28 protein-coding genes are annotated in these 20,890 nt (G+C 45.6%); 22 read left to right on the top strand and 6 right to left on the bottom strand.

Annotated elements, in window-relative coordinates; genetic code table 11:
* Window positions 1-53: 53 nt before the first annotated feature.
* The 5 genes from B9T62_RS13965 to B9T62_RS13950 all read left to right on the top strand — a co-directional run bounded on the left by B9T62_RS13965 (window position 54) and on the right by B9T62_RS13950 (window position 1,783).
* The gene (locus B9T62_RS13965) at window positions 54-275 is read left to right on the top strand and encodes a hypothetical protein (RefSeq protein WP_087915807.1); all 222 of its coding nucleotides are present in this window, start codon (window positions 54-56) and stop codon (window positions 273-275) included.
* An 89-nt stretch (window positions 276-364) separates the two neighbouring features.
* Window positions 365-589 carry a hypothetical protein gene (locus B9T62_RS13960; protein ID WP_087915806.1) on the top strand — a complete coding sequence of 75 codons (225 nt, stop codon included), beginning with the start codon at window positions 365-367 and terminating at the stop codon, window positions 587-589.
* A 65-nt stretch (window positions 590-654) separates the two neighbouring features.
* Window positions 655-1,110 carry a hypothetical protein gene (locus B9T62_RS13955; protein ID WP_087915805.1) on the top strand — a complete coding sequence of 152 codons (456 nt, stop codon included), beginning with the start codon at window positions 655-657 and terminating at the stop codon, window positions 1,108-1,110.
* A 32-nt stretch (window positions 1,111-1,142) separates the two neighbouring features.
* Window positions 1,143-1,283: a hypothetical protein gene (locus tag B9T62_RS39055; RefSeq protein ID WP_157685602.1), complete on the top strand. Its 141-nt coding sequence runs from the start codon at window positions 1,143-1,145 to the stop codon at window positions 1,281-1,283.
* A 197-nt stretch (window positions 1,284-1,480) separates the two neighbouring features.
* Entirely contained in the window at window positions 1,481-1,783 is a 303-nt protein-coding gene (locus B9T62_RS13950) for a P-loop NTPase family protein (protein ID WP_087915804.1), read from the top strand.
* Between the two features lie 115 nt (window positions 1,784-1,898).
* On the opposite strand, the gene B9T62_RS13945 is transcribed toward B9T62_RS13950, so the two are convergent.
* Window positions 1,899-2,240, bottom strand: a complete 342-nt coding sequence (locus B9T62_RS13945; RefSeq protein WP_087915803.1) for a hypothetical protein — start codon at window positions 2,238-2,240, stop codon at window positions 1,899-1,901.
* 607 nt (window positions 2,241-2,847) lie between these two features.
* Between B9T62_RS13945 and B9T62_RS13940 the strand changes: the two genes are divergently transcribed.
* The 8 genes from B9T62_RS13940 to B9T62_RS13905 all read left to right on the top strand — a co-directional run bounded on the left by B9T62_RS13940 (window position 2,848) and on the right by B9T62_RS13905 (window position 8,056).
* Window positions 2,848-3,309 (top strand): hypothetical protein, encoded by a 462-nt coding sequence (locus tag B9T62_RS13940; protein ID WP_087915802.1) that lies wholly within the window; start codon window positions 2,848-2,850, stop codon window positions 3,307-3,309.
* 126 nt (window positions 3,310-3,435) lie between these two features.
* Window positions 3,436-3,924 (top strand): hypothetical protein, encoded by a 489-nt coding sequence (locus B9T62_RS13935; protein ID WP_087915801.1) that lies wholly within the window; start codon window positions 3,436-3,438, stop codon window positions 3,922-3,924.
* 107 nt (window positions 3,925-4,031) lie between these two features.
* On the top strand, window positions 4,032-4,427 hold the full coding sequence (locus tag B9T62_RS13930) for a hypothetical protein (RefSeq protein ID WP_087915800.1): 396 nt from the start codon (window positions 4,032-4,034) through the stop codon (window positions 4,425-4,427).
* Between the two features lie 40 nt (window positions 4,428-4,467).
* Window positions 4,468-4,917, top strand: a complete 450-nt coding sequence (locus tag B9T62_RS13925) for a hypothetical protein (protein ID WP_087915799.1) — start codon at window positions 4,468-4,470, stop codon at window positions 4,915-4,917.
* Window positions 4,917-5,108: a helix-turn-helix domain-containing protein gene (locus B9T62_RS13920; protein ID WP_245864454.1), complete on the top strand. Its 192-nt coding sequence runs from the start codon at window positions 4,917-4,919 to the stop codon at window positions 5,106-5,108. The genes B9T62_RS13925 and B9T62_RS13920 overlap by 1 nt, the downstream gene beginning before the upstream one ends.
* Before the next feature lie 130 nt (window positions 5,109-5,238).
* Complete coding sequence (locus B9T62_RS13915; RefSeq protein ID WP_087915798.1) at window positions 5,239-6,354, top strand: site-specific integrase; 1,116 nt, start codon at window positions 5,239-5,241, stop codon at window positions 6,352-6,354.
* Window positions 6,355-6,479: 125 nt separating this feature from the next.
* A complete protein-coding gene (locus tag B9T62_RS13910; RefSeq protein WP_342746171.1) occupies window positions 6,480-6,980 on the top strand; it encodes a GNAT family N-acetyltransferase in 501 nt (166 codons plus the stop codon).
* 56 nt (window positions 6,981-7,036) lie between these two features.
* Window positions 7,037-8,056: a hypothetical protein gene (locus B9T62_RS13905; RefSeq protein ID WP_169834380.1), complete on the top strand. Its 1,020-nt coding sequence runs from the start codon at window positions 7,037-7,039 to the stop codon at window positions 8,054-8,056.
* Between the two features lie 445 nt (window positions 8,057-8,501).
* On the opposite strand, the gene B9T62_RS13900 is transcribed toward B9T62_RS13905, so the two are convergent.
* Window positions 8,502-9,452, bottom strand: a complete 951-nt coding sequence (locus B9T62_RS13900) for a Gfo/Idh/MocA family protein (protein ID WP_087915795.1) — start codon at window positions 9,450-9,452, stop codon at window positions 8,502-8,504.
* A 109-nt stretch (window positions 9,453-9,561) separates the two neighbouring features.
* On the opposite strand from B9T62_RS13900, the gene B9T62_RS13895 reads away from it, so the two are divergent.
* Window positions 9,562-10,518, top strand: coding sequence for a helix-turn-helix transcriptional regulator (locus B9T62_RS13895; protein ID WP_087915794.1), 957 nt, complete (start codon window positions 9,562-9,564; stop codon window positions 10,516-10,518).
* Window positions 10,519-11,134: 616 nt separating this feature from the next.
* On the opposite strand, the gene B9T62_RS13890 is transcribed toward B9T62_RS13895, so the two are convergent.
* Entirely contained in the window at window positions 11,135-12,355 is a 1,221-nt protein-coding gene (locus B9T62_RS13890; protein ID WP_087915793.1) for an MDR family MFS transporter, read from the bottom strand.
* Window positions 12,356-12,501: 146 nt separating this feature from the next.
* Between B9T62_RS13890 and B9T62_RS13885 the strand changes: the two genes are divergently transcribed.
* The 4 genes from B9T62_RS13885 to B9T62_RS13870 all read left to right on the top strand — a co-directional run bounded on the left by B9T62_RS13885 (window position 12,502) and on the right by B9T62_RS13870 (window position 16,811).
* Window positions 12,502-14,295: an ABC transporter substrate-binding protein gene (locus B9T62_RS13885; protein ID WP_087915792.1), complete on the top strand. Its 1,794-nt coding sequence runs from the start codon at window positions 12,502-12,504 to the stop codon at window positions 14,293-14,295.
* 98 nt (window positions 14,296-14,393) lie between these two features.
* Complete coding sequence (locus B9T62_RS13880) at window positions 14,394-14,723, top strand: PadR family transcriptional regulator (RefSeq protein WP_087915791.1); 330 nt, start codon at window positions 14,394-14,396, stop codon at window positions 14,721-14,723.
* A 1-nt stretch (window position 14,724) separates the two neighbouring features.
* Entirely contained in the window at window positions 14,725-15,450 is a 726-nt protein-coding gene (locus tag B9T62_RS13875; protein ID WP_087915790.1) for a DUF1129 domain-containing protein, read from the top strand.
* A 5-nt stretch (window positions 15,451-15,455) separates the two neighbouring features.
* The gene (locus B9T62_RS13870; protein WP_087915789.1) at window positions 15,456-16,811 is read left to right on the top strand and encodes a hypothetical protein; all 1,356 of its coding nucleotides are present in this window, start codon (window positions 15,456-15,458) and stop codon (window positions 16,809-16,811) included.
* Between the two features lie 235 nt (window positions 16,812-17,046).
* Here B9T62_RS13870 and B9T62_RS39965 read toward each other — a convergent pair whose 3' ends face one another.
* On the bottom strand, window positions 17,047-17,217 hold the full coding sequence (locus tag B9T62_RS39965; RefSeq protein WP_169834379.1) for a hypothetical protein: 171 nt from the start codon (window positions 17,215-17,217) through the stop codon (window positions 17,047-17,049).
* A gap of 187 nt (window positions 17,218-17,404) precedes the next feature.
* On the opposite strand from B9T62_RS39965, the gene B9T62_RS13865 reads away from it, so the two are divergent.
* The gene (locus tag B9T62_RS13865; protein WP_087915788.1) at window positions 17,405-18,322 is read left to right on the top strand and encodes a pectinesterase family protein; all 918 of its coding nucleotides are present in this window, start codon (window positions 17,405-17,407) and stop codon (window positions 18,320-18,322) included.
* Here the strand turns inward: B9T62_RS13865 and B9T62_RS13860 are convergent.
* Complete coding sequence (locus B9T62_RS13860; protein WP_087915787.1) at window positions 18,319-19,014, bottom strand: MBL fold metallo-hydrolase; 696 nt, start codon at window positions 19,012-19,014, stop codon at window positions 18,319-18,321. The genes B9T62_RS13865 and B9T62_RS13860 overlap by 4 nt on opposite strands.
* 190 nt (window positions 19,015-19,204) lie before the next feature.
* Window positions 19,205-19,654 (bottom strand): Hsp20/alpha crystallin family protein, encoded by a 450-nt coding sequence (locus B9T62_RS13855; protein ID WP_087915786.1) that lies wholly within the window; start codon window positions 19,652-19,654, stop codon window positions 19,205-19,207.
* Window positions 19,655-19,737: 83 nt separating this feature from the next.
* Between B9T62_RS13855 and B9T62_RS13850 the strand changes: the two genes are divergently transcribed.
* From B9T62_RS13850 to gerPC, 3 genes are read left to right on the top strand one after another with little or no spacing between them, the layout of a single operon-like run.
* Window positions 19,738-19,986, top strand: a complete 249-nt coding sequence (locus B9T62_RS13850) for a spore germination protein (RefSeq protein ID WP_245864453.1) — start codon at window positions 19,738-19,740, stop codon at window positions 19,984-19,986.
* Window positions 19,987-20,007: 21 nt separating this feature from the next.
* The gene (locus B9T62_RS13845) at window positions 20,008-20,232 is read left to right on the top strand and encodes a spore germination protein GerPB (protein ID WP_087915785.1); all 225 of its coding nucleotides are present in this window, start codon (window positions 20,008-20,010) and stop codon (window positions 20,230-20,232) included.
* 42 nt (window positions 20,233-20,274) lie between these two features.
* On the top strand, window positions 20,275-20,856 hold the full coding sequence (gerPC, locus tag B9T62_RS13840) for a spore germination protein GerPC (protein ID WP_087915784.1): 582 nt from the start codon (window positions 20,275-20,277) through the stop codon (window positions 20,854-20,856).
* Window positions 20,857-20,890: the final 34 nt, after the last annotated feature.

Here is a 20,890-nt window from a genome sequence, read left to right as displayed (position 1 = left end):
TTTAATTCTAGATGCACTTAATAATTATTATAATCAAAAGGAGAATATAAGTGATGAAAAAGTATTCAAAACAACAAGGTGTTGATTTCTATGCCGCCTATGAAAATGAGGGTAAATATATTGTTGGCATTTTTAACGAAGATTCAGATACTCCATATCATATGTTTGAGCCGATCTTTAAAAACTTGGAAATTGCTGATATTGCAGCTCAAGCATTCCAAACCGCTTACAAGCTGGGTTTAACAGAAGGCAGAGACAATGCTCTTAGGAATTGATTTCATGAAAGGTAAGTTTCATCAGGTAGAGAGTTGTACGGAGTGTACAATTAATAAAATAAAAATACAAATAAAAGGATGAATTATCAATGAAGAATTTTACACTAAGAACAGTAGATAATCAAAACAACACCCTAAAGGAATGTGAATTGGTGATTGGAGAAAATGATATTCTGATTCAAACTCTTCCAAAAAATATTTCTACCCAATCTGCTATGAGAATGCACAGTGATCTTGTGAATGGTATTGAATCTGGAAGTCCAGTTATCAGTATCTTTCATGGAGTCAGTCTTCAAGTTTTGAAAGCTGAGTAAGTCTCTCCGTCAAACTGACGGAGTGTTATAAAAATCATAATACATAAATAAAGGATGATAAATTAATGGGCACAACAATTGTATTAGAAGCAAGTAACAATGGTTATTATGGAATGGCATTTAGTGGATTTAAACTGATTGATTGTATTATCGTACCATTTGATTATACTGCAGATGATTTTGTAGCAGTTGTTAAATCTAAACCGTACTACTCTAACTCAGAGGTATTTTATAATAACTTTGGTAGAGGTGCATGTTTTGAGCATCAGTTTGAATATGGTGAATCTTGTAATCTAAAAAAGGAAGAATTAGTAGATATTCTGCAAGTTGCGAAAAAAGACTTAGTATTACTAGCACTCTATACAGAAGATAAAAAATTTGCAAGGGAGATCATTAAGTTAAGAAACGAACTTGATAATCTTATTGTTGAAAAAGTGAATGGTAGAGTTAAACAAGAAAACGCGGAAATTGATAAAATGAGAGCAAACTGTTATCTAATGTTTTATAAAAATTGCGTATGAAATAAAAATAATTATTAAAGGATGATACTTAAATGAAAACTGAGTTTGAGAAAACAATAAACAATCAAAAAAATCTTGCTGAACAACTTGGAAAAGCCATTGCAAAAGTCGGAGAGGCAGTTATTGAATATGAAAAATCAATTCAAGAACAAACAAGAGGAGTGGAAATCTAATTGGCAGCACCTATTCCGATAAAGTACATAAGCTTGGTCAGTATATGATGGAATCTGGCGTTGCTGAAGAGGCAAAGGAATTTGGAATTAATGAAGATGATATGAAATCTTTTTTAGAAAATATTTAGGGTAACATGTAGTGTTAAACGACTTGTTTAGCACTACGATTTAAAATACATATAAAAGGATGATATTAAATGAGTAATGATATTTTGAATAAACTAAAAGAAATTGATGAGACATTCTCAGATACAACTCTAGAACTAGCTAAATCGCTTATCAAAGTAGGCGAAATGGAGTTAGAAAGAGATACATTTGAAGACTGTTTGGAAAGAACAGACCGCCTATTGACTAATATCATCGAAGCAGCCAAAAAGTTTTGTATTATCAATGAAATGCATGACTATCTCCTAGATAAGGTTGATAAACCAATTGAACAAAATGGACTTGAACGCGATACATTTCAATATTTTGTTGATCTGATGATTATTTCTGAGTGACTACTAAATCGGTAGATGCTTAAATAGGACGTTGTTAACGACCTGAAAGGCTCCTAAGTTAAACTTAGTAGGTTAGATTGAGGCCGTAGAAAGGTATCCACGACCTCATAGTTAGCTATCTAATCCGAAAATAGGGTTGATTCATTGGCGGAATTGGTTGTGGAGGCTTAACTACGAGCTTAGGCTGATTCCATGCACCATCAATCAGTCTTGTCGCCTTGACAGGAATATTTCTAGTGGCATATGCATTAATCTGACTCACGAATAGACTATCACCCGTTCGTATGTACGAACTCAAATGGTCTCTCACTCTTTCAGGTGTAAGTGGTGTACTTACAATCCAAACAGAATACTGAACATGTTCAACTTTTCCTAGGTAGCTAATGCCTTGAATTACTTTTTGGTAATCTGCTTCATTACCATCCTTTAGATCGTAACAAATTTGGATAGCGTTCATCGTGAAGCCCCCTTAATATATGGTTTATTAGCAAACTAAGTTGATGAGTGCTAATAAGTAAATAATACCACCTGCGCCTCAAAAGGACAAGTGAAAATCGGATATATAGTATAATTATATTTAGGTAAGCACTACATATAGTTAAATGGGCGTTTTCATAAGTATTCTCTCAATTGCCTTTCTTGATGTGAATTATCGTCAAATTGACGAATGTTGATAACTCATTTCTAAATTGGAAATGTGTTTTGTCGGGTACACAATGTACCTATCAAAATTTTGTGACTGACATTATGTCAGTAGCAAACATATTCGCGAATGTCATGATGACCGTCACAAATGGGCATATGATGAGAATTTGGAGATGCGTTGCTCCAAACCTGATACAAACAGTACTTGGGTCAGATTGTTTCGGTTTTGGGATTTCGTCAAATCTAAAATCTGCATATTGTCATCAACGAAGACCATTCAATTTTTTGGGAGTCGGATGATATTCGCTATTGATTGCGCAACGAACGCAAAATTACGCTGGTTAAACCTAATGAAAGACTAATTTTATAAAGTAAACATACACGAAAAAAATAAAATAGAGTAGAAGGAGATATTAAATATGCATAAGAAAATTGGTTACTGTGCGAAGTGTGTTAGAGAGAGCCAAGGTATCAGCAATGAAGAATTACATGAGGAAATGAATAAAGTCATTCCAGTAGAGATTAATACAATCCTGAATTTTGAAAATGGTATTTTTCAAGCAGGGACATATGGCGATCATGATATCGACTTTGAAGATTTCACAGGACTTTATTATAAAACAATGTTCAGTATTAATAATAAAGCAGCAAAAGAAATCTTTGATCATGTGCGGGTTTGGAAGGATAGAGAAGAGACGCTGAGAACATTTATTATGGCAGAGAATCAGTTTAAGAAATTAAAACGGTTTGTCAATACTGTTAAAAAAGCATCAAAGGAACATGGGGAAGAAGAAATGTATGAACAGATGATTGATTTTGAAGAATACTTTCAGGATATGGTTGTAAGGGATATGGAGATTAATAAGTACGCTTGGGCTTAATGAGGTAAGTTGAACTTTTAGTGTCACATTGTGGCCTATTGTAGCTTGATGTGACACTAACTAATTTCTTGTTTTACTATTACCGCACATCAATATAAAATAAACATATAAAAAGGAGAAATATAAATGAAGAATAGCAGAGTATCTGTTTCACCAGAAGTATTGGCACGATTTAATAAACAAAATCCAGAGATAATGGATGCCATAGAGATAGAAAATGGAGTTATGTATCTATATTCTGCAATATTGGACGAACTATACATTCCATATATCTATTCTGATGATATGACCGTTGCTCGTCCGAAGGAAGTGCTGAGAATAATTACAGAGAATTCAATTGAGTTGAAAAATCATTTTGATCTTTTTAAAAGAATCTTAACAGAAATGAATGAATATTTTTATTTTCAAGATGTAGCACCGGATAATAAATATGCCGAATTACAAACGCCATCGATAGTAATTGAGTTCTCGGTTAAAAATTGTGAACAAGATACTGATGCAGATTTTATTATCAATAATACTCAAGATTTTAATTACGACTATTTTCAGTTGAAAAAAGCAGGTCTCAAAGCACAAAAGAAGATAGTGGAAATAACAGAAGAAGATGAAATTTAATCGTTCAAAAGATGTCTTATAAAGTTGAAATACTAATAAAATACAACTTTTCCATCTGGGTACTCGTTGGAACACACTCTTAAATCAAAAAAGACAGGAGTAATTAAATGAAAGATAAAATTAAATTTTCAATGAATCTACATGGCGCACTTTACATTGACATCAAATCTAAGGCAAAGGAATTTTTGAATAAAGGGATAGAGAAAGGAGAGTTTGTCAGCGTTGATGAATTTAATTGCAGATATTTGTTCGAATTGATTTTGATTGAGGTGGCGAAAAAACGTAAACTTACTGTGATTATTGGAAAAGACTCTGAAAGAATTGCGCAACTTCAAACTAAACATAAGTATGCACACATATATAATCCTGTTGAATTTGCGAAGTCTAGTCCTAATAGACCTAACGAAATTATTGTATCTGATAACATATCAATTGAAAATCTGCGCGGTTTAGAAAATGATGTTATTGTTGGTGGATTCTATAATTCAAAACGCAATAAGTAATTTTATAAAGTAAATATAATGATAAAGGAATGATAGAATAATGAAATTCGAGGTTGAACCATATACAACCGTTACTGTTTCAATTGGAAATGAAGACGATGTAATTACAATGCTACACGAAATAATTAAGTTTCCAGTTCCTCCAACAGTTTACTGCCAACTAGAACTCTTTTATGATGCGATTGTACATAAGTGGAGATATTTACTTTACAGCAATTTTGAAACAAAAAAAGATTTATGCAGGGGAATTCTTTCTGATGATCAGTTCAATCTTATATTTAGCGAAATTCAATTATATAGAGACATTACGACAAGGGAAGAAAGAGAGTGTGAGTTGATTCTAGATAGGCTCACAGACATTATACAAGACGATTACACAATGATTATCAAGACAGAGAGTGCAGTACATGAATTGGTTCAGGAAGGGCTTATACGGGCTAAGACAGCGGATAGCGTGATTGCTTCGTTGGGTAGTAGGAATGAATATTGATGGAGGTAAAAAACATAGAAAAACCAGTAGAAAAAGTCATGATTGGTATTAAAGATATTATGAAGAAAATGGGAATAGGTCGGGATAATGCATATGTCATTATTAAAAGAAAAGAATTTCACGCCATCAAAGTTGGTCGAAGATACCTTGTACATGAAGAAGTATTTGATAAGTGGTTGAGAGGCGAATAAAATAGTGTAGAAAATAATTAATGTAATTAATAATACATATAGTTAATGTTATTGAGGAGTCGAAAAATGTGATATAATGGATATAGTCACATGCTTTTGGCTCCATTTCTTTTGAATGGAGTGGTTAGTAATGGCAGTACCAAAATTTAATGAAAAAACAAAAACTTGGCGTTTTGTGTTTGATTATTATGATGAAACCGGAGAAAGAAAACAAATAAGAAGAAAGGGTTTTAAAACTAAAAGAGAAGCAGACGATAAGATGCTTGAGTTACGAAATGAAGTTAATAGCGGTCAGTATTCAGCGCCGAAAACATTGACTGTAGCCAATTTTATTGAGGACTGGCTAAAATCTGATAGGATTTTGCAGGTGAACGAGACAACATATTATAGTAACTGTTTGTCTTTTAAGAATCACATTAAGCCTAAAATTGGAAATGTTAGGCTTCAAAATTTGACTCCTATGCAATGCCAGAAGTTTGTAACGGGTTTGCACGAAGAGGGATATGCTAGAAATACAATTGATAGAATTGTAGCTGTAGTTAAAAGAGCTTTAGATAAAGCAAAACTCTATAAGATTATAAAAGAAAATCCCATGAGAAATGTGACGCTACCCAAGTTTGTTAAGCTAGAAATGAAGATATGGACAATTGAACAAACGAAGCACTTTCTCAGAGTAGCTAAGGATTGTAGATTCTATTGTGCTTATGCTTTAGCCCTATATTGCGGTCTTCGGATGGGCGAAATATCTGCTCTAAGATGGCAGGACATTGACATTGATAAAAAGGAAATCACAATTAATCAGACACTTGTGAATTTTGGGAAAACAATAAAGAATGGGGCTAAGACAGCTTCAGGGGTTAGAAAAGTATCAATGCCCAACATCCTAATTGAAATTTTAAAGAAGCAGCAAATTAAATATGAAGAAACAAAAGATCGCCTTGGTGACAGATTTATCGATATGGATATAGTAATATTCAATATTAAAAATGGAAAGACTGTCTTTCCAGGCAACCTATCGTGCGCCTACAGGAAGGATTTAGAGAAGGCCCAGTTGCCACATATTCGTTTCCACGACCTTCGTCACACACATGCAACGATTTTGATTATGGAGAATGTGAATGTTAAGATCATTTCAGAGCGAATGGGGCATTCCAAGGTCGGAATAACGTTGGATACTTACAGTCATGTGATCCCTTCAATGCAACAAGAAGTTGCTGATACCTTAGACAGAGTAATGTGTCTTTAGCAAAAAATGTGACCTATTTGTGATTTGTGACTGAGCAAAAGCTGAAAACCCTTGCTACATAAGGTTAATTTGCTCGAAGTATGATGTGTGGTAAACGTTGAATTACAGAGGTGAAGCATATGAAGATGGCTATGGAATTGGTTCCCAAGGAACGCAAGCAGATGATCAGCAATCTGATGCAGTTCTATTTTTATGATTTTACCCGCTATCTGGAGCTGGATGTGGATGCCGACGGCGCATTTCTGCCGTATCCCGGTCTGGAGGCTTACTGGAGCAGCGGCAACAATAAATTTGCTTATACCTTCACAGTGGACAACCATATCGCCGGCTTTGCCCTGATCGAACGGCTGCTGCGCAGCACGGAGGGCGAGTTCTATATGACGGAATTTTTTGTTATGCAGAAATACCGCCGCAGCGGGGTAGGGACCTGGGCCGCCCACAAGCTGTTTGATCTCCATCCCGGCGACTGGAAGGTCTCGCAGATCCGGGCGAACACACCGGCCCGCAATTTCTGGCATCGAGTGATTGGAAGCTATACCAACGGGGCTTATCAGGAACGCTTCAACCCGAATCAAGGCAATCCCAGCCAATACTTCAGCACATTAAGTATTAAGGGGATTAATTAACTCGAATCTGCAACTTTCAAATATTTCCTGCGTCTAGTAATTCGAGGTGAAATGACATGATTACCCATCGAAAAATAATGATAATCAGCACTATAGCTATTCTGACTGTTATCAGCAGCGGGTGCGGCTCAGCTAAGGACAACGCTTCTGTTCTGACAACGGCTCAGGTGTCTCCTTCTCCGGTGGTAACCGCAAGTCCCGCCCCTTCAGTTGCGCCAACCGCATCGCCAACTCCAGCACCGGCTGAGCCTGCGGCGAAATCAGTTTCCTTGTTCCAGAGTGAAGTTCCCGTATATGACGGGATGGGAATCAGCTATGTCGTAAATGATGAACAACTGGATACGGAGTTTAAAGTACACCAGACTCTGCCGTTGGCCGTCTTCATGCCGGTCACCATGGAACGTTTCGAGCGTGAGCAGGGAACGGCTTGGGGGACGGCAGATAAGCAGAACTATCTTATTCTCTATGCAGCAAGTGACAAGTCCGCCGATCAGCCCACTGAACTCGGCAGTAATCCAGTCTTAGCGAAATACAAAGAATATATCGGAAGTTACAGCGTGGCTGGACGGACCGTAGAACTGTTCGCATTCAAGGCGCAAGGCAAAGACTATACCGCTGAAATCAGCACAACACCAGACCAGCAGGAGACGCTGTTTCCGGTCTTTCGGGATATGCTGAGTTACGTGCAGTATATGGAGAAGCTCCCTCCGCTGAAGGCAGGCATCACGGCCAAGACGCCTGATGTGGGCAACAGCAGCGAGAATAAGCAAATCCTGCAGGAGCTGATGAAATGTCTAGGGGCGATTGTAGCCAAGGACAAGCAGCAATTTAATGAGACGATGTATTCCGATAGGGTTGCGGAGGGTCTGGCCTATCATATCGACAATAATGCGATCTACAGATTTACTCGAATCACTTTCAATGAATCTGTTGATTCAGCTACGAATAAGAAGCGGGTTTCATTTAATGTGGAGTTTGAGCGGATGACGGAAGAAGGGTATTTTTCAGAGCAGTCCTTAGGAATTCCACTTCTGAAAAACAAGCAAGGAGTCTGGAAAATCGCCGATATGGATTAACCGGAAGAGGTGGTGGAGAGACGTGGCAACGTTTATTTTCCCCCTCGTTATTAGGCTATAGCGGAGACCGGGACGATGCCTTGTATGCGGTGCAGACGGGGCTGACCGGTACTGATCACGGCGCTTCTGCAGATTGCCGGCTTGTTGGTTAACATAATTAATATTATGTAAACAATCAATTAGATAAACTCCAAAATTAAAAAGCGCAAAAAAACACCTCAAGCTTATGGAGCTTGAAGTGTTTTTTTGCGCTTTTTCAAAAGACTATAAACAATATTTCAATATATGAATAATTCAGAATAGTAAATCTAAACCCTGTCTGCAACAACGCAACTACCTAGCAGCCACCCAAATACTCAATAAATCACTGTTTCTAGATGCGAAACCAGGTTAAAAGGAGGTGCCAGATCCCGCAGTCCATGTCAACCTGCCGTTCCGATAGAGATTAGCCCACTACCTGCGGCGCGAGCATATGCTTAAGCTGGACTGCCAGATCCAGAGCCTGAACAGCGGAATCCAGAGACAACGGGGAGGGGGTACCTTCGTGCAAGGATTGCAGCGCATGGCCGATACTCAGTTCATATGGATTTTTGCGTACCAGTGCAATTTCCTGTTTGCCGTCCGCGCCATAGACATAAAGGGCCGTATCTACGTTGCCCGAAGCGTCTTCACTCTCATGAAACACCAGCTTCACCTGTTCGAAGTAAGCCTCATAGCCCACCGTAAACGGATAAGCAGCAGGCATTAGCGAGGATACTGTAATTTCAGCCGAAAGCTGCTCTTTTACAAAAAGGGACCTGACCAGTGCCTGTTCTTCTTTGCCTCCACCCGTTCCCCAAGCAGTAACTTGGATACCGGATCCCAGCAACGCTGTAAGCAGATCCAGCTCGTGAATCATCAGCTTCAGAGTAATGGAGTCAAGACCCAGATCACCCCACATCGGGGAGGTCTCTCTGCGCAGGCTGAAAGACAGCAGCTTCCCGTAGGTTCCTGCCTGAACAGCCTCATATAAGTAGCTGTATGCGGGATCAAATTTGATGAATTGATTCACCAGAACTCTGCGGCCGGATTGTGTTTCCACCTTTAGCATCGTAACGGCATCCTCCATGCTTAGACACACCGGTGTCTCACAGAAGACATGTTTGCCGTTCTGCAGCGCGGCGACCGCATACCGCTCATGCAGGGCCGAAGGAAGGCAGATATCTATGATCTCAACCTCGTCATCAAGCAGAATATCATCGGCGTTGGTGGTGATCTCGACCCCCAGTTCCTGCTGCAGCTTGCTCAGCTTGGCTTCATTTCTGCCAAACACAATAATTCTGGCTTGCGGGTACAGCTCTTTGATAAGACTTGCATGGTAGGCTCCAAATCCAGTTCCAAGTATGCCGATGTTCATTGCCAACAACCCCTTCAATAAGTTATAACTAATGATAACCTTTCATTGTTGACAACAGTCTGGCAAGAATTATCGAGAGTGTAATCAAAATTGTACAGGAGGAGAAGTTATGCGTCTGCACCGTCTAATGGGTATTGTGTTATTGCTGGAGGCCAGAGGACAGCTGAAGGCAAGCGAGCTGGCGGCCGCGCTGGAAACCTCAGTGCGTTCGATCTACCGGGATGTGGATGTGCTGGCGGAATCGGGGATTCCCATCGTGTCTACTCCAGGGCCGGGTGGCGGCATCTCACTGATGCAGGGGTACACCAGCAATCTGAAGCAGCTGAATGGGGATGAAGTAGTCCATCTGTATTTGACGGGAATGGGAATCTACTCCGGCGGAGACGCTGAGCCTCGGATCAAGCTGAAGAATGCGCTGCTGAAGCTGGAGCAGACACTGCCGGACTCCTACCGGGGAGACATTGAAACGGCCAGAACCCGCTTTTATTTCGACGACGCTCCCTGGTGGACCGAGCTTGCTCCTGTACCTTGCCTGGAAACGATCCGATCCGCGGTCTGGCAGACGCTGCAGCTGCGCATTCAATATACTAAAGTAAACGGGGAGACCACTTCACGTACGCTGCAGCCTTATGGTCTGGTTGTGAAGCAGGGGGAGTGGTATCTGGTCGCTTGTTGCCTGGAAGCCGGGGGTGTGCGGACCTTTAAATGCGAGCGCATTAGGGCTGCTTCAATCATGGAAGAAAGCTTTGAATATCCTGCAGATTTCATCCTGGAGCAGCACTGGAGACTGGCGGAGAATGCTTTTAAGGAACAACGCAGGCAGGAGGAACTGTATCCGGTGATGATCTTGATCAAGCAATCGGATCGGGAGCTGACTCGCAGCCTGGAGATTCTGGAGTCCGTAGAGGAAGAGGGATACGTAAGGTTACAAGTGAATATGTACAGCCGGGAGCGAGCGATGCTGATCATCTGTACACTGCTGGGTACCAGCGAAATTATCGGACCGCCGGAGATGAGAGCGTATGCCAGGGAACAGCTGATACAGCAGCTGCGGCGTTATAATTAGATTACATATTATATATTATGTTAACTAATTGAGGGTGATTGTTATTTCCGACAGTTTCATATGTCCAATCCACCGAATTAGTTGCGAAAATAGTTAATACTTAGGTCCCGGCGAGGATGTAGCGTCTTGCCCAAGAAGCTTCAAAGTAATTAGATGCGAAACTGCAACTAAATTCCACCGAAATGTCTGTCAGGAAGCCAATAAGTGCGATAATGGTTACTGCTTAGGTCCACTGAGGATGTGAATGCTGCACTAGATCCTTTCAAAGAAATTAGATGCGAAAACGCACTTAATTTCAACGTAAACGGCTGTTAGAAGGTAAATAAGTGCGAATATGCAACTAATTGCGAGTGAATTGCTTGTTCAGCGCTCAGAATCGGAAATTAAGTGCATTATGGCACTTATTTGCTTCAAAACGGGAAAAATCGGTGAATTAGATGCAGATTCGCAACTAATTCAGTGATTGGACTGATGTGGCGATCAAAATTTGATGCTCCTTTCCTATGGGGTCCTAAGTAGTAACCGAAAATGCATCTAGTTACTTCAAAGGTTCCAGGGCACTACTCTAATCTTGACTGGAACCTAAGTAGTAAACCGTGTCTAAGTATCTAAGCTATCAGAGCTGCTCCGCACGTTCTTTTGCCGTCAGCCGCTTGTGAGCGGCCAGCAGGAACGGAAGCCCCAGCGCCGTAGTCAGAGCCAGTGGTACAAACACCGCCGGACCGTTTCCCGCCCCGAACTGATCCAGCAGCAGGCCGCCAAATACAGGCGCAATCACGTTGCCCAGATTATTGAAGCCAATGGTTCCGAAGTAGGTACCCTTCCACTCCGGCTTGGCAATCCGGTCAATCAGCATGTCCATCATCGTAAATAGCAGAACCTCACCAACCGTAAACAGCACCACGCTGAACATCATCAGGGCGATCCCGCCAGCGATGCCAAAGAGCAGCAGGCTTAACGCAACACAAACATTGCCAAGCAGCAGCGGAACGACCGGCGGGAACTTGCTGGCCGTGCGCACAATCGGATACTGCACCACCAGCACGGTAACAGCGTTCAGCGAGAGCATGTAGGAAAATAGCTGGCTGCCATTGCTGAAATGTGTATTCATCGCCAGGTATTGAGCCAATGTGGAGCTGAAATGTCCATACCCCAGCACACAGAAGATCGTTCCGATCAGCACCGGAAGGAATACGCGGTCCCGGCTGGTTACAGCCAGAGCTGCCCGCAGACTTGGTGCCTCCGCTGTAGACGGAGCCGGCATGCTGGCCCGGTGAACCGAAAATTGCATAAACAGCACCAGTCCGTACGCAATGTAGACGATACCGGCAATCATAAAGGGAAAGGTGGACTTGGCCGATCCCAGCTGCAGCCCAATAATAGGTCCGAACACTACGCCAAGGTTCACGGCGGCATAGCGCAGATTGTAGACCAGCAGCTTGTTCTCGGCAGGGGTGATATCCGACAGCAACGCCCGTGAGGTAGGCTCAAACACTGACCGGCATAACCCGTTGAGCATATTGACCAGGAAGAATACCCATAGCTCCTTGGCACCGGCGAAGCCGAAGAAGACGCCGGCCCAGCCGAAGACAGAGACGAGCATGACGATTCTGCGGCCGATTCTGTCGGAGATGTATCCGCCGTAGAAGCTGACCAGGACGCCGGCCAGCGAGCTGACGGCAACAGTAATTCCGGTTTCGGTCGGTGAAGCGCCGAGGACCTGAGTGAGATAGATGGATAGAAACGGGATGCTCATGGAAGTAACAAGACGTCCGAACATGGTGCCAACAATAATAGTCCAGGCTAAAGGGTGAATATGCTGCAAATGTTTTTTCATACTGTAATGGCTCCTAATCCGTTGTTATGTAGGGGCAAGCTGCATTCCCAAGCGTATGTTCTGTATGTATAATAATAAAGATAAAAGGGGGAAATAAAAGTGTAAAGTTGTTCACCGGCATTTCACCTTTAAAGGAGCTGGATGGGATGGATTACGATACCACGAATTATTTGAGTTTAGCTACAGGTGTCAACACACCATTTAGGCTTCAGCAGCCTATACCGGTTACGATAGATTTATTGTCTTCCGTTCTGTGCTGCACCCCGCGAAACGTCAAGTTTATCCTGCGCAAGCTGGAAGAGCAGGGTTTCATCACCTGGCAGCCGGGTCGGGGCAGAGGGCACAAGTCCCGCCTCTTGTTCATGCGAAGTATCGAGGAGGTGGTGGAGGGGGCTTTTGAACAGCTGCTGCGTAAAGGTAAAATCAAACAAGGCATTGAGCTGATCGCCAATTGTGCAGTGGATGAAGGCTTCAGGGCACGGCTAATGGCCTTGCTGAACAAACAAATGGGCTTCGTCAGTGAAGCCGAATCACCTTCAGGCCTGGATGTGCTGCGGATCACGCTCAACCGCCAGATGGATAAGCTGGACCCGGCTCATGTATTCACAGCTTTTGATGCGTATATCATCGCCCAGATTACAAGTACCCTGGTCTATTATGACGGGCACAAAGGCAGGTTTCGTCCCGGGCTGGCCCATATGTGGGAGCACAACGAGGCTTATACCAGCTACACCTTTTATCTGCGCAAGGGGGTGCGGTTTCATCATGGCCGGACCCTGACCTCCCGGGACGTCAAGGCAACATTCCAACGTCTTCAAGAGCTGGGCAGTACCGCTGCTGTCCACTATAAGGATATCGCCCACGTCGAGCTGGGAGGTGATTACCGTATCACGTTCGAGCTGTCCAGACCTAACCGGTTTTTGCTGCATTTGTTCAGCTGTGTGCATATGTCGATTGTTCCGGCAGAAGGCGATTTCGCCAAGGACAGCATCGGGACGGGGCCTTACCGTCTGCTGGCTCTCAATGAAGATGTGCTGGTGCTGGAGGCCAATGACCATTATTATGGGATTCGCCCGCTGCTGGACCGTGTAGAGATTTGGTATTTGCCGGAAGCAGCCTCCAGTGTGCGGGAGTATCGGCTGAAAGAGTCTGAGCCGGAAGTGCTGTCTGCGCCTGAGGATGACTACACCATTGATTACACAGCTATGGGCTGCCGTTATCTGTTGTTCAATTTTAGCAGGCAGGGCGTGCAGCAGCAACTGAGTTTCCGGCAAGCGATCCGCACTCTGTATGATCCACAGGCTATGATTAGGGAGCTGGGAGGGCGGCGGGTTCGGCCCGCTAGCAGCTTTTTGCCATGGAAGAGCGCGGCTGAAACCTGGATGGAGACGGATACAGAGCATGCATTGGAATCGGCACGTCAGCTGCTGAAGGAAAGCGGATATCAGGGGGAGACCCTCACGCTGGCTCACAATGCCAAACATGTGGAAACCGAAGAGGCGGAATGGCTGAAAGCACGCGCTGCACAGGTGGGCCTGAGGATGGAGCTGTATCCGCAGACTGATTATGATAAAGAGGATCTGCGCCTGCATGCCGATCTGGTGATCACAGAGGAACTGCTTGAGGATGATTGGCAATGGGGGATGATCCATTTTTTCAAGAATGGGTCTAATAGCTTGTATCACTTACTGTTGGACAAACAACGCTTGCTGCTGGAAGAGGAGCTGGAGAGCTTCTATGAGCTGAACTATGAAGAACGCACGAAGCTGCTGATTCAGGTAGAAGAGCGGATGCGTGAGCAATGCTGGCTGCTTCATGGCTGTCATATTAACAAAACAGCACAGCTCGGCCCCAATTTATCTGGTCTGCACACCAGTTCGTTCGGATTCATGGACATCTCCAAGCTGTGGATTAAAACTTCTCCCATGCAAGAGGCTTGATTATTCGGCAATAAGCTGTATAATAGGAACCAGCTACTTTGTAATGCAAGGTAGCTGGTTTTTTCTCCACTATATTGTAATGCAAGGTAGATGATGAGATGTCAGAGCGCAGTCAATTGTTAAAAGGTATTCTGGAAGGCTGTATCCTGTCCGTTATCAGTAAGCAGGCCACGTACGGGTATGAGCTGTCGATGAAGCTGCAGGAATTCGGGTTGTTCGGGATCAGTGAAGGATCGATCTATCCCATTCTGCTGCGTCTGCAGAAGGAGCAGCTGATTGAGGGTGAAATGAGGGCATCGGAGAGTGGACCGAAGCGGAAATATTATACCTTAACTGCAGCAGGGCAGGCCGCACTTGCAGAATTCAAGGACCAGTGGGAACGCATCAAAGGTCCCGTAGACCGGATCACAGGAAAGGAAGAGGGATGAGATGACTAGGACAACAGATTTAGTGAATTTGAACAATAAAAGAAGGGAACAACTTCATCCGGAGAATCTGAACTATTATGAAGAGATGCTTGTATATCTGCGGCTGGGTACAGCCCGTTCTGAACGGCAGACAGAGGAGCTGCTGCTGGAGCTGCTGGAGCATCTCTTGCAGGCGCAGAAGGAGGGACGCACAGCGCAGGAAGTATTCGGAGAGAACCCGAAGTCTTATTGCGATGAATTGATTGTTGAAATACCGGCGAAGCCCCGGAAACAGCAGCTTAGATTCGCCGCCCGGATGATTCTAATCTTCCTGTCCTCAAGCAGCATTGCAGCAGGGATTGCCGGTTATGGCTTGTTCCAATGGTTCGGCCTCGGAACCGGACAGACCGACTTCTATCTAGGCTCCGCACTGGCCATTGTGCTGGTTGATCTCTTGCTGCTCTGGGTGGTGGTAACTTCCATACTACGTTGGATGAGGGGCTCGGCATTCGAAAGCGGAGGTGGAGGTGGAGGTGGAGGCGGAAAGAACAGCTGGAATATACGCGGCTATCTGAAAGTCATGGTAATGATCGTGCTGTCTATGACATCGGCTGTTCTGTTAATGAAATATATGCCTGCTTTTGGCAAGCTGGTGAGTATTCCCACCTTGTCGCTTGCGGGAGTGGGTATCCTTCTCTACCTGATCTCGCTGGTGCTGAAGAGAGCAGAGAAACTTGCGGAGGCTTAAAGCATATGAAACTAATAACCATACAGGAAGCTGTTGAAATCGCAACTGACAAGCTGGACATTCCGGCTACTCATCAGCTGATCCATAGCGGAATTTATCGTAGTACAGCCCCGGATCAATGGCCAGCCTATCAGATTGAGCTGGAATGGAATGTTGAAGGTGCTCCGCCTATAGATGCAAATGAGCTTGTTAGCCCAACCGTGCGGCGGGCAGAACTGGACGCGATAAGCGGCAGGATTGTCGCCTATTACCGGCATGATCACCGTGGGTACCGAGAAATGGAACGCGAAGAACTGGATGAAGCGGAGTACGAAGCCGTTTATCCGGCAATTCCTGACTGGCTCGCCAAGCTGGAGTTGCCCATTCAGCCTGCCGAGCTGAAGCTGGTCCGGAAACATACGTATGGTGGAGAGCTGCTGGAGTTCAGCTTCCGGCGGGAGTATGCAGGTATCCCGGTAAATGGATCGCAATCTCTAAACCTTGTGATGAACCGCCGCCGGGAGCTGATTCATCTGTTCTGGCAATGGAAGGAGTGCTCCTTCGCACCCAGCACTGCCAGGCTTCCTGAAGAACAGCTGCTGGAGCAGTTGGAGAGTGGGCAGCTGTCGCTCACCTATCACCACTTGCTCTCCCCGGAGCATCCGGTCTACATCTGCCGGGAGGATACCTTCGATGCGGCAACCGGCCAGCTGCTCCATACGGATCAGGCAGAGAGGGTGGAGATAATAGACCTGCAAGAGGTTAGGCAGCGGAATCTGCCAAGGCTCGAGGTAGAGCGGAAGCCGATTTTTGCCGCAGACCATTATGATGTGCTGCGGTTGGCCGACGGAATGACAGAGGTGGATTTGTCAGCGCCACATCCGTTTCGTGCAGAACTGACACAGCTGGAGAAGGAGAGGGCCAAGAGAATCGCCGCAGCTTATGTAAGTCAGCTGCCGGAGCAGAAGGACTGCTGTTATGCTTTTGTCAGCCGGGAGGGGCAGAAGGTTGTGTCCGGTATGCAGGGAGATCAGATTATGGTCGAGGTGCAACGGCTGATTCATCAGATCCCGCTAAGCGGCGGGGGGATCAAGCTGGTGTTAGACCATAACACATGGAAAGTAAACAATGTAATGGATAAGAGCGAGTGGTTGGGCTATTTGCTGGAGGAGAAGCAGTCTCCCCTCGGCAGCTTGCAGAAACCAGTGATTGCAAGAGAACAAGCGTGGGAGCAGTTGGAGGGCAGATTGAAGCTTAAGCTTCATTACATGATGGAGGACGACAATGGTCCGCATCATGCGCGAGAAGCCAGACTGGTCTATACCCTCGACTGTGACTGGTTATGTAACGCGGTAACTGGAGAGATCCGGATTCCGGAATAATATGAAAGAATGTGACAGCAAGGCCTCCGGTGGGGACTGCTGCTAGGCGGATAACCTGACACCACAAGTGGAAACGGCTTCTCCGTCCTTTTAGTAAGGACGGAGAGTTTCAGCGAGAAATAGAAGGATAATTTATAGCTTGGAACATATAAATTCTTATATTTGGACATAACACAGTAAAAAGAGGAGTTTTCGCTTCTGCGGAAGGCTCCTCTTTTTTTGCTGTGCGTTCCGATTAGGCTGAAACCGTTTTGCCTGCACATTTTTTGCAGACATCCAGCTTGCCGCCATTGGCATCCTTGCCGGTGTAGAGCAGCTTGATCCGCGTGCTGCTGCAGATGGGGCAGGTTCCCCTGGCACGTGAGGGCATCCGCCAGAGTGCCTTGCCGCGTTTGTTCTTCGACATGCTTCATTCCACCTTTGGCTGACTTTATTCTTTGCCAGTGTATGCGGAATCTGGGCGGATGGTGCTTCCCGGCCCATTTCTATAGTTATTGTGGTCAGATGATTATATACGGAATACCTGCCAGGCTTTACGCTTAGAGAAGGCTTTGACTAATAGGTATAATCAATAAAGTGAAGGATGTGAAGAAATGCTGGTTGGACATGAAGAATATTGTGACTACCACACGATTCAGGAGGCGGTGGACGCGCTGGAGCGTCAGCCGGATAATCGGACGGATACGCTGTATATTCTATCAGGGGTGTATGAGGAGTTGGTCAGGATCTATCGCTCTAAGCTGGTGATTCGGGGCATAGGACATGTGGAGATTACCATGAACCGATTCGCAAGGGGACTGGATGAGAACGGGGAAGAATGGGGCACCTTCGCTACCCCTACCTTATTTCTCGGCGGCAGTGAATTGCTGGTGGAGAATATAACGGTATCCAATACATCCGGCCAAGGCCCGAAGGTGGGTCAAGCGTTGGCCGTCTATGCCCATTGTGATCAGACCGTGTTCCGCAACTGTACCTTCAGGGGGCATCAGGATACGCTGTTCACCGGACCGCTGCCGCCGGCTACCAAGGAAGGGCTGCCGTTTGCCGGCATACCGCTGCGCGAGAAACATGAGGTCTGCCGCCAATTGTATCAGTATTGCTATATTGAAGGAACCGTCGATTTCATCTTCGGCGGCGCCGAAGCCAGATTCGAGCATTGTGAAATCCACAGTCTGCTGCACCACTCCGGGGGGCCGGGATTCATTACGGCAGCTTCCACACCGGAAGGGCAGGAGCAGGGCTATGTATTTAAGGATTGTTATTTAAGCGCAGAAGCAGGAGTGCGGAATGTGTATCTGGGCCGCCCATGGCGGGCGTACGCCAGAACTGATTTTGTCGATTGCCTGCTGGGTCCCCATATTCATCCGTCAGGGTGGGATCACTGGGACAACCCGGAGAATAAGCGGACGGTGTGTTACCGCGAGTATGGCAGCCGCGGCGCAGTGGATGCAGGCAAGCACCGAGTCGACTGGGCTGCTTATAAAGAAACTACTGCAGATGCTCCATATTAGAATTGCAGGCTAAATCCCTTGAAGGTGTGTATCCCCGTTCCGTGGCGGACCAGATCCCGCTCTCTTAGCTGGCTCACCGCAAGTGTGACCTCCTGCAAAATATCGGGGGCAAGCCCAAGTGTATTATGAGATCCGAAGATTCTGGAAACTCCGGCAATCCGCGTTATTCTGTCCAGTGATTGAACCAGAGCTGCAGGGTCGGTAGAAGGATAGAAGGCATACACGGGTGTTTCATCATATAACAGATCGCCTGTGAACAGATAACCGCTCGGCTGATCGAATACACAGATATGTCCCGGCGAATGTCCGGGGGTATGATAAATCGTTAGTGTTCTGGCTCCAAGATCAAGCTGCTGCCCATCATTCAACAGCCCTGTGGGTTTCCCTTGATAAGGAGTGTAAGAGTCAGGGTTGAAGCTGGCGGGCGGGGTCAGGGTCAGATCCCTGCCGATATCCCGTCTTATTTGTTCAATCGATAAACCTGTAATGCCGTGAACTAGCCAAGCCTCATCTTGGGGGTGAACCAGGATAGTATCGAATTCTCCGTGGCTGCCAATATGATCGGTGTGGGCATGAGTCGTAATGATGGTGATCGGCAGAAAAGAATGCACTTTCTCCCAATGTCCATATTCACTGATGGCATAGGTGTGAGAATCAATCGCCTGAACCGTAAACCACGCATCTTGCAGCATGCAGAAACGCCTCCTAAATGAAATGGGTGTACTCATCCCATTATCCATGAATGTTGCGGATAAAAACACTAAAAATAGCATCAGAAAAACAGCGTATAACATAAATTATACGCTGTTTTGATTGTAAGCGACTTTTTGGTCCCCAATAGGGCAAGAGGTCAGGCCGTTTCGTGCGAAAATATGGAATATATTATAGGAAACGTACGGGAATATCCTTATAGCGTCCGGCGGATAGTTTTGGCATTTTCAGCTGAAGCGTACCTTGCTTAAAGGTCGCCCGGCTCTGGTTGGGATTAACTGGGACAGGCAGCGTGATCACTTCACTCCGGTCATTGGCAAGGCCGCCGATCTTCAGCTGAGTCCGGTACAACTGCAGCCACAGGTTCTCGGGATGGATCGAGCTGGGAATACGGATCTTAGTAATCAGGAAGCTGTGGGTATCCACATGCTCGAACTTCAGTTTGGTTTTGCTGGTGGGGGACAGAGAAGGGGTGGCTTCCCGGATAACCTTATCCACATAGCTGTCGATGGCATCCGGGTCCAGCTTCCATTGCTCCTCCAGTGCCTTAAGTGATATCTGATTGGCGAAAAAAGGATCATTACGCAGCCAGTCGAGCGGATTTCCTTTGCCTGAACTCATGGAGTGAATCCCTCCTCGGGTTTTGTATTCATCATATGGGCGCGGGCGAGGTTTAGTGACAAATGGGCGGAGCTCTACATAGAATGGGTTATCATTCTGAAAAGGGGAGTGGAATGGTGGTATCCATCATCGGCAATATCAAGATCAACAGCGTGGGCCCCAGCTCCACTGTCCTGGTAGGAAATACGGCTTCCGTGATCCTGAGCAGCAATTCCAAAATTCATGCCGGGGCCAACTCCTTCTCCGTCGGCGACTCCATTGGCACCAATATTACCAACAACCAGGCAAGCAGCACAAACACGTTGGATTCAGATGTAGTAGATCAGGTGTAGCTGCCTTAAGGATGTGATGGAATGGGTTTGACGGTATACCAGAGCATTTCTGTACATTATTTGAATATTGGCTCCGTTTCCAATTCCTCGGTGCTGCAGATCGGTACAGCCGGCAAAATCAATGCCATCTCCCGTGCGTCCCCTCTTCAGGAAGCGGTCTCGCCCAAAGCACAGGCTGAACCGCCTGCGGAGCTGCCGGTTGTTCCACTTCCTGCTGCGGCTAAGCTGTCTCCAGGCCCGAATTAGCCGCCCGCACGGTGCATACAATGAACTATAGGAGGGGGTTGTATGCACCCGTATGATATTCAGCAATTCTTCTATGCGCTGAGGGCGCAGACGGAGAAGCTGCAGCAAGTGGAGCTGCTGCTAAGAGAAATGCGTCAGGACATTGACAGCTTGAAGCAGAATTCCGCTGTGAGCAGCGGACCTGTCAATTATCATTTTGAACAGCTCAAAATTGAGAAGCTGGAGGGTACCCTGAATATTGGCATGACGCCGGGAGATGGTAATCCGCTGGAGCATGCGACCGTTAATGGACAGCCTGTCTACCAGCAGGAGGACCCAAATGAGCGCCTGGTTCAACAGATACAACCCCGGGTGATCAGCTATTTGCAGCAAGAAGTCCCGCAACAATTCTCCCGTCTTGGTACAGAGCAGGCTGTAGCGGCGACTCCGCAGCATATCCAGCTGGTGATTCAGGATCTGGAGCGGCAGATGGCACCAAGGATTCGGGAATATCTGGGCCAGCTTCCGCCAGTAGAGGAACGGGACCAAGATGAAGGAGCCGTTGTGGAGTCTATTATTAGGCAGATCCAGGCGGATATTGATTCTGCAGTGATGCGTCATATGGAGCTGCTGCGTCACAGATAGATATCGTTGATGGGTGGAAGCAGGGGGAGGGAAC

Source organism: Paenibacillus donghaensis (genome assembly GCF_002192415.1).
Taxonomy (GTDB): Bacteria; Bacillota; Bacilli; order Paenibacillales; family Paenibacillaceae; genus Paenibacillus_AQ; species Paenibacillus_AQ donghaensis.
Note: the sequence above shows the minus strand (reverse complement) of the source record. Positions and strands in the feature narration are given on the sequence as shown.